Annotated in this window: 17 protein-coding genes; 10 read left to right on the top strand and 7 right to left on the bottom strand. The window is 41.6% G+C overall.

Annotation, left to right across the window (positions count from 1 at the left end):
- From A374_RS20360 to A374_RS18990, 4 genes are all read left to right on the top strand, one after another.
- The coding region (locus tag A374_RS20360) for a zinc ribbon domain-containing protein (RefSeq protein ID WP_156793283.1) at nt 1-154 on the top strand (154 nt) is incomplete at its 5' end.
- 96 nt (nt 155-250) lie between these two features.
- Nucleotides 251-1,423 carry a glutathionylspermidine synthase family protein gene (locus A374_RS18980; RefSeq protein ID WP_156793284.1) on the top strand — a complete coding sequence of 391 codons (1,173 nt, stop codon included), beginning with the start codon at nt 251-253 and terminating at the stop codon, nt 1,421-1,423.
- Between the two features lie 78 nt (nt 1,424-1,501).
- Entirely contained in the window at nt 1,502-2,533 is a 1,032-nt protein-coding gene (locus tag A374_RS18985) for a suppressor of fused domain protein (RefSeq protein ID WP_007203873.1), read from the top strand.
- A 310-nt stretch (nt 2,534-2,843) separates the two neighbouring features.
- Entirely contained in the window at nt 2,844-3,203 is a 360-nt protein-coding gene (locus tag A374_RS18990) for a hypothetical protein (RefSeq protein WP_007203874.1), read from the top strand.
- A 113-nt stretch (nt 3,204-3,316) separates the two neighbouring features.
- Here A374_RS18990 and A374_RS18995 read toward each other — a convergent pair whose 3' ends face one another.
- The 4 genes from A374_RS18995 to A374_RS19010 all read right to left on the bottom strand — a co-directional run bounded on the left by A374_RS18995 (nt 3,317) and on the right by A374_RS19010 (nt 6,676).
- The gene (locus A374_RS18995) at nt 3,317-5,095 is read right to left on the bottom strand and encodes a DHA2 family efflux MFS transporter permease subunit (protein WP_007203875.1); all 1,779 of its coding nucleotides are present in this window, start codon (nt 5,093-5,095) and stop codon (nt 3,317-3,319) included.
- 8 nt (nt 5,096-5,103) lie between these two features.
- Complete coding sequence (locus A374_RS19000) at nt 5,104-5,766, bottom strand: HlyD family secretion protein (RefSeq protein WP_007203876.1); 663 nt, start codon at nt 5,764-5,766, stop codon at nt 5,104-5,106.
- Complete coding sequence (locus A374_RS19005) at nt 5,763-6,212, bottom strand: MarR family winged helix-turn-helix transcriptional regulator (RefSeq protein ID WP_007203877.1); 450 nt, start codon at nt 6,210-6,212, stop codon at nt 5,763-5,765. The genes A374_RS19000 and A374_RS19005 overlap by 4 nt, the downstream gene beginning before the upstream one ends.
- 194 nt (nt 6,213-6,406) lie before the next feature.
- A complete protein-coding gene (locus A374_RS19010; protein WP_007203878.1) occupies nt 6,407-6,676 on the bottom strand; it encodes an alpha/beta-type small acid-soluble spore protein in 270 nt (89 codons plus the stop codon).
- A gap of 174 nt (nt 6,677-6,850) precedes the next feature.
- On the opposite strand from A374_RS19010, the gene msrA reads away from it, so the two are divergent.
- Nucleotides 6,851-7,819: a peptide-methionine (S)-S-oxide reductase MsrA gene (gene msrA / locus A374_RS19015; RefSeq protein WP_007203879.1), complete on the top strand. Its 969-nt coding sequence runs from the start codon at nt 6,851-6,853 to the stop codon at nt 7,817-7,819.
- A gap of 109 nt (nt 7,820-7,928) precedes the next feature.
- Here the strand turns inward: msrA and A374_RS19020 are convergent, their stop codons facing one another.
- The 3 genes from A374_RS19020 to A374_RS19030 all read right to left on the bottom strand — a co-directional run bounded on the left by A374_RS19020 (nt 7,929) and on the right by A374_RS19030 (nt 10,004).
- Nucleotides 7,929-8,318, bottom strand: a complete 390-nt coding sequence (locus tag A374_RS19020; protein ID WP_156793285.1) for a hypothetical protein — start codon at nt 8,316-8,318, stop codon at nt 7,929-7,931.
- A 124-nt stretch (nt 8,319-8,442) separates the two neighbouring features.
- Nucleotides 8,443-8,886: a staygreen family protein gene (locus tag A374_RS19025; RefSeq protein WP_007203881.1), complete on the bottom strand. Its 444-nt coding sequence runs from the start codon at nt 8,884-8,886 to the stop codon at nt 8,443-8,445.
- A 98-nt stretch (nt 8,887-8,984) separates the two neighbouring features.
- The gene (locus A374_RS19030) at nt 8,985-10,004 is read right to left on the bottom strand and encodes an NADP-dependent oxidoreductase (protein WP_007203882.1); all 1,020 of its coding nucleotides are present in this window, start codon (nt 10,002-10,004) and stop codon (nt 8,985-8,987) included.
- Between the two features lie 193 nt (nt 10,005-10,197).
- On the opposite strand from A374_RS19030, the gene A374_RS19035 reads away from it, so the two are divergent.
- From A374_RS19035 to A374_RS19055, 5 genes are all read left to right on the top strand, one after another.
- On the top strand, nt 10,198-10,971 hold the full coding sequence (locus A374_RS19035) for a GNAT family N-acetyltransferase (protein ID WP_007203883.1): 774 nt from the start codon (nt 10,198-10,200) through the stop codon (nt 10,969-10,971).
- 78 nt (nt 10,972-11,049) lie between these two features.
- On the top strand, nt 11,050-12,018 hold the full coding sequence (locus tag A374_RS19040; RefSeq protein ID WP_007203884.1) for a YbgA family protein: 969 nt from the start codon (nt 11,050-11,052) through the stop codon (nt 12,016-12,018).
- A gap of 65 nt (nt 12,019-12,083) precedes the next feature.
- Entirely contained in the window at nt 12,084-12,461 is a 378-nt protein-coding gene (locus tag A374_RS19045; RefSeq protein ID WP_162098314.1) for a MerR family transcriptional regulator, read from the top strand.
- Nucleotides 12,449-13,288: an SDR family oxidoreductase gene (locus A374_RS19050; protein ID WP_007203886.1), complete on the top strand. Its 840-nt coding sequence runs from the start codon at nt 12,449-12,451 to the stop codon at nt 13,286-13,288. Before A374_RS19045 ends, A374_RS19050 begins: the two co-directional genes overlap by 13 nt.
- Nucleotides 13,289-13,812: 524 nt before the next feature.
- Entirely contained in the window at nt 13,813-14,799 is a 987-nt protein-coding gene (locus tag A374_RS19055) for an HD domain-containing protein (protein WP_007203888.1), read from the top strand.
- The last annotated feature ends 3 nt before the right edge of the window (nt 14,800-14,802 follow it).

Consider the following 14,802-nt stretch of genomic DNA (forward strand, 5'->3'; position numbering starts at 1 on the left):
ATCCAGTAAAATCTGCTCATGTTGCGGAAGCAAGCAGGATATGCCCCTGTCAGATAGAGTCTACTCCTGTTCTTGTGGCTCTGTTATGGATCGAGACTACAATGCCGCTATCAACATCAAAAATGAAGGTATACGTCTATTGGCGTTGGCATAAAAACAAGAACCTCTGGAACAGGGGAGTTAGCTCAATAACATATGAAACGTTTAGGTTTCTGTACTTGAGAAGCCCCCACCTCTAAGCGTAGCGAAGGTGGCGGGTAGTTCACATGGAGAAGTGTATGCGTTATATGACATAGCTATGATGGATGAGGCAGAAGTACAAAGCATTAGATGCATCTCAGAACGTATTGTTTCTCTATATGATAAGACAGCACCCTTACTTCGCTCTCTAGACGATCACCATTTCATGAGCTTAGGAATTCCTGAAGAAGTTCTTCCATACATACGAATGCAACCTTTACCAGTAGAAGGGATTATTCGGCGCTTAGATCTTGTAAAAACAGCAACAAGCTGGAAGCATTACGAATTGAATGCTGATACGCCTACCTTTATAGTAGAAACACATGAGATGAATCACTATATTGCTAGCGAGTTTGGGGCAAGAGATGCTAATGAAGGGTGTAAAGCCTTATTACAGGAAGCGATTGTTAAGGCGATCTATTACTCCCATCTGAGTGAAGCTGTTCCGAAAATCGTATTTACAGCTCATGAATCACATGTGGAGGATTGGAATACGAGTAAGTACTTAGGGGAACTTTCGGGTTTACCACATGAATTACTATCCTTAGATCGTCTGATTGTAGTGAAAGATAAAGGGTTATTTACCCCATCGTACGAGAAAATTGATGTGTTATATCGTCAAACGTATCCCATCGAGCACTTAGTGCATGATGTATCAGTAGCTGGTGATCCAGTTGGATTAGAGCTGTTAGATCTTGTGAAGGCGGGGAAGCTGGCCATTATTAATCCGTTATCCGCTTTTTTATTGCAAAGTAAAGCTGTTCAGGCTGTTATTTGGTCATTGCATATGGAGAATTCACCGTATTTTTCTGCGGAAGAGCACGAATGGATTGAGGCATATTTTATTCCTTCTTTTCTCGATGCATCCTCTTTCATTGAGCAGGGAAAGGCGTATGTGGAGAAACCTTGTTTTGGCCGAGAAGGAGATAGCATTAAGATCTATGATGAGCACAATCAACTTATTAGGAGTAGCTCTGTGCAGCATGTTCAGAAGAGTGTGAACATGTATCAAGAATATGTTGAGCTCCCTCAATGTGAAGTGAAAACCCCGGACGGCATTAGAAGTGGTCACTATTTAGTAGGAAGCTTTGTGATTGGAGACGAGGCAGGAGCGATTGGTATACGGGTGGGAAATGTGATTACGGGCAATGAATCATGTTTTTTAGCGGTTGGTATGCGATAAAGCATATTCCTACTGTTTTTTTCTAGATGCTTTCTGCGTGGATAGTGTTAAAATGTAGGAAAAGGAGGTTGTTTTGTTTTGACTAATCAGCAAGAAATGCGCGCTCTTGGATGGATGGCCATCGATGAGCACTTAGAGACGATTTATGGTGATCAAGAACCGAAACGATATGCTCCAGCGAAATCAATGCGCGAAGGCGGCGATGATCCGTTGGAGGGTGTGAGTGTGTACGAATGTGCAGAACCTGTACCACATTGGCATTTCGTCACGCATGGATTTTCAGAACTTTTTGAAAAAGAATCGAATAACCCTGAAATTAGTGGGTATGGCTTTGAATTAACCTTGCGTGTTCGCAAAGAGGAAGATGAAACAGAACCTCCTGGTTGGACGCTGCAATTGATTCAAAATATGGGCAAGTACGTTTTCTCAACAGGAAATGTATTTAATCCTGGCGATTATTTAGATGCGAATGGTCCCATTGCTTACGTAGAAGATGAGGAAACGCTACTATCCGCCTTTGCGTTCTTAGACGATCCTGTGCTTCAGCCACTTACTACACCAAACGGAAAATTACGCTTTGTTCAAGTTATTGGCGTGACCAATGATGAATTAGAAGCGATTATGACGTGGAACACGCAAGGCGTGATGAAAGCTGCGAATGACGTTGGCTTTCTACCATACTATATAACGGATTTATACAGAGTTTCGATCTTAGTGGATGGGAACATCGTGCAAAAAATTGAAGAAGGACGCGAACAAGAAGGATCAGCTACAGGCTTTCTAGTCGTTCATCAATTGCAATGGAACGAAATGGAAGACGGCGGTTACTCTCTCACAATCGGTAAAAATCATGCGGACGTGATTGGTCTCCTCTTAGAAGGGCGTCTCCGTAAAGACATGTTCCTCTCCCTTGCTTCCGAGCAAAAAGTCGTCACGATGAAACGCGGCGAGGTAAACAACGTCGAAGAAACGGACCAAGAAGTTCAGTTTACGTTAACCGATGAAACAGTAGCTGAGCTTCAGGAAAAATTAGCAACGGGAGAAGAGCAATTTAACCTTACTTCCTTTCATTTAAACGTACGATTGTTAGAGAAAAACGTACAAGCTTAATCATTTTAAAGAACCTTGGATGTTGGATCGAGGTTCTTTTTTTATTAGAAAAGCATGTATTTTACATAGTTTAACTTTTGGTAATTATTGATAGGATGATACAGGATAGTACCTAATATAAATGGGAGATGTTCGGATATCGATTAAGAACGGATCTTAGCGGTGAGTATAAATCGCGGATAGAATAGCTATTTATATTTCTCTTTTCACCGTATACATAAAAAGAATATTGCGTTCATTATACATTTGAAGAAATACGCTTCTGATCCTAACGTATACAAAATAACGAGAGAAAGATAGGAAGGTTAAAATGAATAAATCCCTAAAGGTGACGATCGGACTTGTCGTGGGAGCTCTTATCGTTGTCGGAATCTATGTGTATTTTAATTATTACTCTGCTAGCGCCAGAGAGGCGCGTGCTAATTGTAATAAGCTCCCGGATGTTAGTGAAGTGAAGCAAGTAATGAACGAACATTTTTATGTAATCAAGCAAATTAAAAAAGTCGGGAAAAATATAAAGGTCGAAGTGGGAAAACCTTGTTCTAATGATGAAAACCGTGCAGTTGTTCAAATAATGTATCATACAGAAAAAGAATTTGAGGTAATCAATCAATTACTTAATGAAGATGGTAATAGGAGTGTTCCTATTCGTTTTTATAGAAGGAAGTAAATGTAGGAACAAATTATTTGTGATGTTTCACATGTTTGAGAATTTGTTGGTCAGAAGATAATTATAGAATAAACAAACGAGCGCAATTTATCTGCGCTCGTTTTATTCATTTCTTATTTTTTTCCTTGTGGTACGACGCGTTTAATGAAAAAGGCGAGAATGAGGGCAATGGCTGCAATGCCGGTTGCGACCATGAATGAGTCGTTAATGCCGTCGATTGCTGCTTGTTTTGCCACTGTACCATAGATGGTTTGCATTCCTAATGTGTTGCCTGCAGCACCTGGTAAACCTGCCATCGTTGCTAAACCATGGCCGAGGGCATTTAATTTTTCTAATACGAACGGATTATCGCTCGTAATCACGTTGCCGTAATCCGCTAAGTGGTAATCTTGGCGTGTAGAAAAAACGGTTACGAGAAATGCGGTTCCGAGTGAGCCGGCCACTTGGCGCATTGTATTCGACGTTGCTGTTCCATGACTGTTCATGTGACGCGGCAATTGGTTCATTCCTGCCGTCATAACGGTCATCATTAAGAAGGACATTCCAAACATACGTGATACGTATAGGAAAAGAATGTGACCATAGGATGTATCGGCTGAAAGATTACTAAACTGCCATGTCGTAATGACCGTAATAATTAAGCCAAATACAGCGAGCGGTCGCGCCCCGATCCGGTCAAATAAAGCACCGGAAATCGGTGACATAATACCCATGATGATGGCACCTGGTAAGAGCAATAACCCAGACTCTAGCGGTGTAAAGCCACGAATATTTTGCAAGTAAATCGGCAATAAAATCATCGCCGCAAACATCGCCATATTAATAACCATACTAATGATGGTCGTTAGTGTGAAAATATCGTACTTAAACACACGTAAGTCAAGCATCGGTTTATCCGTTGTAAGCTCGCGCCACGTAAAGAGCGCAAGAGAGACAAGACCAATAATAATGGAAGACATAACCGTTACACTCGTCCAGCCATCGTTCCCTGCTTCACTAAAGCCATACAGTAAAAAGCCAAATCCTAGTGTGGAAAAGAGAAAGCCAGGGAAATCGAATTTTGGACTCGATTTTTTAATCACATCTTTCATCCAGAAAAAGGCGAGTGCTAGATCAAGTACACCAAATGGAATAATAATATCAAACAATAGACGCCACGAGTAGTTTTCAACGATATAGCCTGATAAGGTTGGTCCAAGTGCTGGTGCAAAGAGCATAGCAATTCCCATTGTCCCCATCGCTTGCCCGCGTTTTTCGATCGGAAAGACGGTTAAGAAGACAGTCATCATTAATGGCATAATAATTCCTGCGCCAGCTGCTTGCACAACACGACCTACCATTAAAATAGGGAAAGACGTTGCGATTGAACAAATAATTGCTCCGATTGTAAACAAAAACATGGCTGCAATAAATAGGGAGCGTGTGCCAAACTTTTCGATCAAGTAGGCAGTAATCGGAATACAGACACCATTTACAAGCATATAGCCTGTCGAAATCCATTGAACGGTGTTGGCAGACACATTTAAGTCATTCATAATTTTTGGAATGGCTACGTTCAATAAGGTTTGATTCAGTATAGCAATGAAAGCTCCGAGCATTAATACGGTTAAAATTTTCCCAACTGAAAAATGAGGTGCTTTCGTTTCAGTAGAGGGCAGCGTCGCTTGTTCTTCAGCTGCCGATGTTACATATTCAAGAGCGGGCTCTGAGATCCCTGTTTGCTCTAGCGTTTCATCAATTAAATGATCAGACTCCTCAGGATGATGGTGCTCTTTTTGCCCTTCATTTAAGAGAAGCTGCTCGTCTTTTCTCTTACGACGCACCATGATGAGATTGACGGTTGCCAGTAAGAGAACGCAAATGATGGCGTAACCTGTTATATAGATCGTCATCGTGTCACCTACTTATGAATTCGGACGTTAACGTTCATGCCAGGGACGATATCCTGTCCTCGAGAGCTATCGATTGAGATTTTTACTGGAATAACTTGTGTTACTTTCGTGTAGTTTCCAGTGTTGTTCGAGCTAGGTAGTAAAGAGAATGTATTTCCCGTCGCTAAACCAATTTCTTTTACGACACCTTTAAATGTTTGATCTGGGTAGGCATCAATATAAATATCTACCTTTTGATCTACTTTCACATCGTTAATATCTGTTTCTTTCACGTTTGCTGTCACCCAGAGCTTCTTTAAATCATACACACGAGCTAGCGGTGTACCAGCAGCTACGAAAGAATTTTCAACGGCAGATTGTTGTACAATTGTGCCGTCTTTCGGTACGGTAATTTTAATTTTTGATCCACCAGCAGGCCCACCTGGAGCCGGTGCAGCAGCGATCGTTCCAATTTCATCATCTTTATCAAACTTCTTACCAAAGTCACCTTTCCACTTTGTTAACTTTCCGTTTGCGGGAGCCGCAATGGTTACTTGTTCACCTGCTACGATCGCGTTGTCGGTTTTGATGTAATTTACCGATTGGTCGTAGTAATAGTAGCCGGCAATTCCACCACCAATTAAAACGAGAATAATAATGACATTTAATACTGCTAAACGTTTCATATTCATTGTGCATTTTCCTCCTTGTCCGTAAGCACACTTAGTATGTAGCTATGCATGTGTAATAATGCACGCTTTGCTTCCTCTGACATTGTGTCGAGCTCTTTGAATTTCTTTTTGAAAGAAGAGTGGTCACCGCTTGCTTCAGCAAGCTTTGCTGTTCCTTCGTCTGTTAACTTTAACGTAATGGCTCTGCGGTCGGCAGAAGAGGTGTGGCGAAGTAATAATCCACCAGCAACAAGTCGGTCAACAACCCCGCTCATTGTACTGTTTGTTAGCTTCTGGCTCTCAGCTAGCTCGCGTAGGCCAATGGCTGGTACTTGATTGATTTTATACAGTGTTTTTAACTGTACAACCGTCAATCCTGCGCGATCAGCATCTTCTTTTACTAGGGCGTATAGTGCTTTATTGATTTGTAAGAAGGAATTGAGCAGCTCGTTTTGAAGCAAATCCATGCCACGTCGTCCTCACTTTCCTGATAAAGTTAACAGTTAACATACTAATAGTTCGTATACTAACTATTTATGAACAAACATAATCATATATGCATCCTTATTTATTTGTCAATATAAAGAAAAATTATTTTTTTATGGTAATTTAACTATATTAAATAATAAATGGGTAAAAAAGCCGGAGATTTCTCTCAGGCTTAGTGATACTTTTTATTGAGTTGTTCCTTTGCCTGACGAATGAGCTCACTTACCATTCGGCCGCCAATTTGACCACCTACTGTACCTGCTTCTCGTGCGGTTAATGTGCCATTATATCCTTCTTTTAGCGGAACTTTCACTTCTTTGGCGACTTCAAATTTCACTGTATCAGGCATGCCGGTGTAGCCGGCTTCTCTCATCACTTTTGCTTTTAACTGATCTAATGCTTCCCGTGCCTCGGGAACGAGGGGCCCTCGTCTGCGTCCCATTTTCTTTCCTCCCATCTTTTTTATTTTTTAGTGTGTCCACTGTGATGAGTTGGAATCTGGAACTTCCTGTCATGCTATTTAACACATTTCTAAGGTTGTTTTAATTTGAAATGTGCCATACTTGTACTAAGATAAGGGAAAGTGTTTAAATAAATGGTGAATGGAGTGATCGTCATGACAAGTCAACAAGGAACAACACAAAAAGCAACGTTTGCAGGAGGTTGCTTCTGGTGCATGGTGTCACCGTTTGATGAGCAACCCGGTATCGTATCGGTTGTCTCAGGATATACAGGCGGACATACCGAAAATCCTACGTATGAGGAAGTATGTTCAAATCAAACGGGTCATTATGAAGCTGTCCAAATTACGTATGAACCAGACGTTTTTTCTTATGAGAAGTTGCTTCAGCTATTCTGGCAACAAATTGATCCAACCGATGCGGGAGGTCAATTTCATGACCGCGGCGATTCGTATCGCACCGCCATTTTTTATCATACAGAAGAGCAGAAGCAAGTAGCAGAAGCTTCTAAGCAAGCACTTGCGGAAAGCGGCAAGTTTAAAAAACCAATTGTGACGCAAATTTTGCCGGCCGCTACGTTTTATGCGGCAGAGGAGTATCATCAAGAGTACCATAAGAAAAACCCATCACATTATAATCGCTATCGTGTGGGCTCGGGTCGTGCTGACTTTATTGAAACGCATTGGAGCAATAAGGTGAGTAAAGAGGAGCTTAAAACGCGCTTAACGCCAATTCAATATGAAGTGACGCAAAATGATGGAACAGAGCCACCTTTCCAAAATCCATATTGGGATCATAAAGAAGACGGCTTGTATGTGGATATTGTTTCTGGACAACCACTGTTTAGCTCAAAAGATAAATTTGATTCAAGCTGTGGCTGGCCAAGCTTTGCAAAACCACTTGCTGATAAAGGTGTGAAAGAAAAACGTGACTTTAGCCACTTTATGATTCGTACCGAAGTGCGCTCTAGCGATGCTAATTCCCATTTAGGGCATGTATTTAATGATGGTCCACAAGAATTAGGTGGATTACGTTATTGTATTAATTCTGCAGCGTTGCGCTTTATTCCGGTAGAAGATTTGGAAAAAGAAGGCTATGGCGAGTATCGTTCACTATTTAAATAAAATAAAAATAGGTAGCACCCCGTTTCTAGTTGAAGCGGGGTGCTTTGTTTGAGGTTGTGAGCAATGAAAGAAGCGAATGGAGAGGCTCTCCATTCACTTCTATACGATCTTAGGTTGTTTGTTTTTTATCACGGCGAAGAAGGCGAAGAGATACGAGAAAAATGGGAACTGGGATGATGAGCCACGCGCATGATTTGAGGAGACTATTTTTAGCATCATCTACGGCGCGCTTTTCATTATCTTCTATAAAAGCATTGTATTTTGCTTTAATGGCTTCTTCTGAAGGTGGATTTTTCTTATTTTTACCGTCTAACTGATCGGAACGGTATTCGTCATAGTTCATATGATACGGCGTTGGCGCAATCATATCAGCAGCATTCATAAAAAGAGAAACAGCGCCTCCGATACTCATCATTAAGGTGACAAATAAAACGAGATACAAGTAGACTTGCCGCACGATGCGTTCACTCACTTTCTCTTTGGTGTAGTAAAATAACATGCCAATACCTAAAATGAATAAAGCGATGGGTATAAAGAACATTTGCGGTTGGCTGTCCCTCCTCAAGGAAACTGTAGTAATACTTCATTGTATGAAGCACAATCTTCATTTAGACGAGCATTTTTTAGTGTGGTGAAGTGTACTGAGAAATAGGGCCATAATTTTTCGTCATTTCATAACGAGGAAGGTTACTTTGAAAGTGAATGTAAACCGTGGTGTTTTTTAAAGAAGGATGGGCGTTAAAGAAAAAGCGGTCGCCTTCATAGATGGCGGATAGGGCAAGAGGAAGTTCTTTCAGAAAAACTTGATAGCGAATGGCGGCTGTCTCTGGAGAGAAAGATTCATTTGATACGAGTACGGTCCCATATAGGATCGGGCCATTAGCTGTATTACGCCATTCCATCTTTACTTCATCGCGCATGGATGTAATCGTATCTTCTGCATACGTTGGACCGATGACGAGAAATAATTGCGCGGTTTCATCAGAATGAGTAAGCGTATAGCGGCGTGGAAGTAGAGGGGTTGTTGGGGTAACAGGTGAACGATATTGTACGAAGAGCTTGTTCATAGAAATCTCCTTTTTGTACACTATACTCACGATCTTACATATGCGTTCAAAGAAAAAAGCCAGACGAGTTAACGAGCCCGTCTGGCTTTGTGTGGTCCTTATTTACTTGGATCCGCTACTTTTACAAGCTGTTTACCAAGATTTGCTCCTGTAAAGAGGCCAAGGAATGCATCAATTGTGTGATCAAAGCCTTCTACAATGTTTTCTTCGTATTTTAATTTGCCTTCTTGTACCCATTTACCAAGTTCTTGAGCACCTTCAGCAAAGTGTTCAGCATAGTTACTAACGATGAACCCTTGAAGAATCGCACTGCTTTTTAGAATGTAACCTTGAATGCGTGGTCCTTTGTCTGGGTTCTCTTCATTGTAAAGAGAAATTTGTCCGCAAAGAGGAATTCGCGCATATTTGTTTAACATTGTAAAGACAGCGTCAGAGATTTCGCCACCAACATTTTCAAAGTAAACATCAATGCCGTCTGGACAAGCTTTTTCTAACGCTTCTTTAATGTTTCCACATGTTTTATAGTTAATAACTTCATCAAAGCCAAGTTCATTTTTTAAATAATTTACTTTTTCATCAGTACCTGCGATACCAACAACGCGTGTACCTTTAATTTTTGCAATTTGACCAACGGCACTACCTACAGCACCAGCTGCTCCGGATACGACAACAGTTTCTCCTGGTTGTGGTTTACCGATATCAAGTAGTCCGAAGTATGCGGTAAGACCTGGCATGCCAAGAATTCCTAGGTTCGTTGAAATTGGCGCTACGGATGGATCGATTTTACGTAATGCTGCATCATCAGCAACTTGATAACGTGCCCAATCTAAATTTCCAATGACGATGTCGCCTTCTTCTAATTCACTTGAACGAGATTCAACCACTTCAGCTACGATTCCGCCATTTAGAGGTTTATGAAGCTCAAACGGTGCTACATATGATTTTGCATCGCTCATGCGTCCGCGCATATAAGGATCGACGGAAAGATATAGCGTTTTTAGCAAGACTTGACCATTTTTTGGTTCAGGCATGCTAATATTTTCAAAAGAAAAGTCCTCCATTTTCGGTGTCCCTTTTGGACGACTAACGAGTAAAATTTGTTGGTTTTGTTCTGCCATTTCTTCTCACCAAACCTTTCTAAATTTTGATCTGTTCGTAGACATCATAAACAGAATTGATACGAGATGCCAAAGAATATGCTTTGTAAAATGCTCCTTTTTCATTCTTCCCTCATTGTGCAGACAAGTAACGCTTTTTTTATAGAAATTTTTTCTATCCATTGAATGAGAACACATGAAAGGGTGAGGCGAAATGGCAATAACATCGATTGGAAACAGTGATGCTTTTTTTAGTGAAGCTGCACGTTTATTTATAAAAGACACTATTGGAGCAGATCCTTTATTAAGTAATAATCGCCATGATCAGGCGTTAAAATGGCTCGTTCTAGAAGGTGACCAACTTATAGGAGCGGTCTACTGGGCCCCTCCTAACCCTCTCTATATGACGGGTCCTAAAGGCATGATTCCAAAAGTATTCGATAGATTAAAGCTTGAGAATTGGCATTTACATCGCGTGCGAGTCAACGATGAATTGGCTGTAGCCGTAAGAAGACATGTACAACAATCGATACGTGTTGCGCGTACAGCTACGCTTTTAACACATGACTGTGCAACGTCTTACCCGCTTCATGCACCGTTGCGTTGTGCATTGCCTGAGGATCGTGCTTTTCTCAGTGAGTGGATGTATGGCTTATGTACAGAAATGCGTGCCCTCGTGTCACCTCATGAGGCGAAGGAGATGGTTGCGCAGTATGTAGTAGATCAACGCCTGTTTATTTATGGAGATGATGCGCCTGTTAGTATGGCAATGATTTCTCCTACGAATGCTTTATTACGAACGATTCATCACGTGTACACACCACCTCTCCTACGAAAAAAAGGCTATGGTAAGCAATGTGTGGCAGCGCTCGCCGCCTTTTTAGAGACACCTTGTTCCATTTATGCAGAGGGCGATGGCCCGCGATCCGTTTATAAGCAAGCGGGTTTCGTTGAGCGTGGTGAGATGGTGGAGCTAGTTTTTACGTAGCACAAAAATGGGTATGTTTCTAACATAAGATACTGAGATCAGGAAACAATGTAAGAAACGAAACGAGGGAGACTGACAATGGGAGAGTTTATTAAACCAAAGCTTGTCGTTAGTAAATGTCTAGAATTTGATCATTGTCGATACAATGGCGATGTCATACATCATCCAATCATACGGAAATTAATGAGATACGTAGACTTTATTCCTGTTTGTCCAGAAGTGGAAATCGGGCTTGGTACGCCGCGAGAAACGATTCGAATCGTAAGCAATAAAGGAGATCAGCGCTTGTTGCAACCGAAAACTGGTCAGGATGTTACTGAAGCAATGAGCCAATTTTCCACCGCCTATTTAGAATCATTAACGAACATTGATGGCTTTATTCTTAAGAGCCGTTCGCCTTCGTGTGGAATTAAAGATGTAAAACTGTATGCATCTACAGAAAAAGGACCAGCGCTAGGGTCAACAAGTGGCTTATTTGGCGGAATGGTTCTTCAGAAATTCCCGCATTTAGCGATTGAAGAAGAAGGGCGTCTGAATAATTTCCTCATTCGCCAACGTTTTTTAACAAAAATTTTCTTGCTTGCTTCTTTCCGAGAGTTGAAAAAATCCGGTTCACTTTCCTCTCTTAAAGAATTCCATGATCGCAATCATTATCTATATTTAGCTTATAGCCGACCAACGAAAAAAGTGTTAGATCGTATTTTAATGAAAGAGCCTAAAAAGCAAGAAGATGATCACTTTTCTCTTTACTACAAAGGCTTAAGTCGCTTATTATCGCGAGGCGCACGCTATGACTCCAGCATTAATGCAGCATTTGAAATGGTAAAAACATTTGAACAGCATCTAAATGGGAAGGAAAAATCGTTCTTTCAACAGCTAGCTCACCAAGTCATTCAAAAGAAAGAACCTTTTTCTACACTTATGGCGCTTTTAAAATCATGGGCCTATCGTTTTGAAAATGAAACGATCCTGCGCCAAAGCTGGTTTGAACCGTATCCAACAGAGCTTGTGGAAATTTCTGATTCGGGTAAAGGTAGAGATTATTAAATGTTGATCGTAACTATTGCATTAGAGTGCACTTCATCGTTTACACTAGCGATATGAAAGCATATATGAGTATTCAACAAGTGACCGAAGCGATGGGTGTTACCGCTCATACGCTTCGTTATTATGAAAAGATTGGTCTGTTGCCAAGTATTGAGCGCGATGCATCAGGCTATCGCCGCTATACAGAAGAAGATTTAAATTGGTTAAAATTTATTACAAAACTTCGCGAATCAAATATGCCGATCCGCGACATTTTACAGTACGGAGCACTCATTAAGGAAGGAAATCATACCCGCGCTGCGCGAAAAGAATTGCTGCAGCAACATAAAGAATATATTGAGCAGCAAATGGCACTGTTACAAGTGGGTCTTGAAATCGTTAATGAGAAGATTATGTACTACCAAGAAAAGGAAAAAGGAGATCAAGGATTATGTCAAACGTAATGTGTATTACCGGCGCTTCATCAGGCATTGGTTTAGAAACAGCAAAGCGCTTCGCTCAAAAAGGGTGGGCCGTTTACGCAGGCACGCGTAACGTAGAACGCGACGCGAAAGAACATGCTATGCCTAACTTAACGTTTATGCATATGGAAGTAACAGATCCAGCTTCTCTTGAGAGGGTATATACGCATATTGAAAAAGAACATGGTCGCATCGATGTATTGTTTGCGAATGCGGGTTACGGCTTATTTAAGCCTTTAGAAAATACAACGCAAGAAGAAATAGAAAACATGTTCCAAACAAATGTGTTTGGTGTTATTCACACGATTAATGGGGCGCTACCATTGCTTAAAAAAGCAGAACAACCGTATGTACTAGCAACAAGTAGTGTAGGTGGACTCGTTGGACAACCTTTTAATGAAGTGTATTGTGCAAGTAAATTTGCCTTGGAAGGTTTAATTGAAAGCTTGGCTACTTACTACAAGCCACTCTTTAATATTGATATGACTTTATTGGAGCCAGCTGGCGTCGCAACACAATTTGCGCCAACTGTGTTGAAAAATATTGAGCAAGCAGGACTGGGAAATCCAGAGTATATGGAGTTAATCTCTACCGTTCAAAAGAACTTTTCCGCTCGCAATACTGCGCCACAAACGCCAGCGCAAGTGGCTGAAGTAGTAGAAGAGCTTGTAACCATGAAAGAAAAACCGCTACGCCACCGTACGTCCGAAGCCGCTGAAGCCTTTACCCAATACAAAACAGCCGGTGATGCTGACGGATTGAAGGGTATGAAATTTATACAAAAGATGCAATTAAGCATTGAAAATTAAGGATGAGTCCACGCTCCTATTGTGCGCAATAGGGGCGTGCTTTTTTTAGTGCAAGAAAGGTGTCGTTCGCGCGTAGCGGGGTGAGTTCGCGCGCAGGAGAGTGTCGTTCGCGCGCAAGAGAGATGTTGTTCGCGCGTAAGAGGGCTGTCGTTCGCGCGCAGCGGGGTGTGATTCGCGCACAGGAGAGTGTCGTTCGCGCGCAGGAGAGTGTCGTTCGCGCGCAGCGGGGTGTGATTCGCGCGCAGGAGAGTGTCGTTCGCGCGCAGCGAGGTGTGATTCGCGCGTAGCGAGGCATCATTCGCGCGCAAGAGAATCAAAAGCGTGATAAAAAGCTATAAAATTGAATGACAGTGTACATAAAATGCAAAAAGAGAATCAAACACGAGGCAAAAGCACTTCAAATGAATAGAAAAGTAGAATAAATGACTCAATTTAAGCTCAAAAGGTAATGCGCGCAGCGGGGTACAATTCACGCGCAGTGGTGCCAACATGATATACTATTTGGTAGAAAAAGGAGGGGTATGATGATAATACATAGTGCGTTGTATGGATCGTTTGAGGTAGAACCTGTGCTGCGGGATTTAATAAACTGTGAGGCAGTGCAACGCTTAAAAAAAGTGCATCAAGGTGGAGCTTGTTATTTAGTGAACGATGCGTGGAATGTAACACGCTATGAGCACTCGCTTGGGGTCATGTTATTGTTGCGGCGCGCAGGCGCGTGTTTGGAAGAGCAAATGGCAGGCTTATTGCATGATATTTCGCATACCGCTTTTTCGCATGTAATTGATGATGTAATGGCGCGACCTCAGGAAGATTATCATGAAGAACAGATGATGGCTACGTTGCTTCGTTCAGACATTCCTGAAATTCTCGCACGACATGGCTATGACCTGAATGTGCTAGAAACAGAGCAGTGGTCATTATTAGAGCGTCCACTTCCAGATCTCTGCGCAGATCGCATCGATTATACGCTGCGCGATTTACAGCGTAGCGGTGTTATTACACTATCAGAAGTGCACGCATTTTTAGAAGCATTGAAGGTGCATGAGGGCATTTTTTATATCGATTGCATTGAGCAGGCAATGTGGTTTGTTGATGCCTATTATAAAGAAGTGATCGATTATTTTTTGCATCCGTTAAATGTGTATAGCAATGCGGCGTTAGCTGCCATATTAAAGCGGGCTTTGCGTGAAGGAAGTTTGCAAGAGCAAGATTTTATGACGCATGATGCGCACGTCATTAATACTTTACTGCAGGAGGCGAGTCCAGGTGTGAAAGAAGCCATGAAGATGCTGATGAAGCAGCGGCCGCATATTTCAGTCGTTAGTGAACAAGCGCAGTATGATTATTTTCGGCGCAGCAAGCTGCGGTTAATGGATCCGTACATACTAGTTAATCAAGAACTTCAGCGGGCTTCATCACAGTCAACTGAAATCGCCAATATGTATGAAAAGGCTAAAAAGAAATCATTAGCGGGCGTTTATGTGAAACTTTTAGAAAATTTAAAATAAGCT

This window comes from Fictibacillus macauensis ZFHKF-1 (genome assembly GCF_000269865.1).
Classification (GTDB): Bacteria; Bacillota; Bacilli; order Bacillales; family Fictibacillaceae; genus Fictibacillus_C; species Fictibacillus_C macauensis.

Excerpts from the sequence above, each read along its gene's own strand:
- A374_RS19035 (WP_007203883.1), top strand. The coding sequence starts at position 10,198 with ATGGCAATAACATCGATTGGAAACAGTGATGCTTTTTTTAGTGAAGCT.
- msrA (WP_007203879.1), top strand. The coding sequence starts at position 6,851 with ATGACAAGTCAACAAGGAACAACACAAAAAGCAACGTTTGCAGGAGGT.
- A374_RS19000 (WP_007203876.1), bottom strand. The coding sequence starts at position 5,766 with ATGAATATGAAACGTTTAGCAGTATTAAATGTCATTATTATTCTCGTT.
- A374_RS19005 (WP_007203877.1), bottom strand. The coding sequence starts at position 6,212 with ATGGATTTGCTTCAAAACGAGCTGCTCAATTCCTTCTTACAAATCAAT.
- A374_RS19030 (WP_007203882.1), bottom strand. The coding sequence starts at position 10,004 with ATGGCAGAACAAAACCAACAAATTTTACTCGTTAGTCGTCCAAAAGGG.
- A374_RS19020 (WP_156793285.1), bottom strand. The coding sequence starts at position 8,318 with ATGTTATTTTACTACACCAAAGAGAAAGTGAGTGAACGCATCGTGCGG.
- A374_RS19045 (WP_162098314.1), top strand. The coding sequence starts at position 12,084 with ATGAGTATTCAACAAGTGACCGAAGCGATGGGTGTTACCGCTCATACG.
- A374_RS19025 (WP_007203881.1), bottom strand. The coding sequence starts at position 8,886 with ATGAACAAGCTCTTCGTACAATATCGTTCACCTGTTACCCCAACAACC.
- A374_RS19055 (WP_007203888.1), top strand. The coding sequence starts at position 13,813 with ATGATAATACATAGTGCGTTGTATGGATCGTTTGAGGTAGAACCTGTG.
- A374_RS19010 (WP_007203878.1), bottom strand. The coding sequence starts at position 6,676 with ATGGGACGCAGACGAGGGCCCCTCGTTCCCGAGGCACGGGAAGCATTA.
- A374_RS19050 (WP_007203886.1), top strand. The coding sequence starts at position 12,449 with ATGTCAAACGTAATGTGTATTACCGGCGCTTCATCAGGCATTGGTTTA.
- A374_RS18990 (WP_007203874.1), top strand. The coding sequence starts at position 2,844 with ATGAATAAATCCCTAAAGGTGACGATCGGACTTGTCGTGGGAGCTCTT.
- A374_RS18995 (WP_007203875.1), bottom strand. The coding sequence starts at position 5,095 with ATGACGATCTATATAACAGGTTACGCCATCATTTGCGTTCTCTTACTG.
- A374_RS19040 (WP_007203884.1), top strand. The coding sequence starts at position 11,050 with ATGGGAGAGTTTATTAAACCAAAGCTTGTCGTTAGTAAATGTCTAGAA.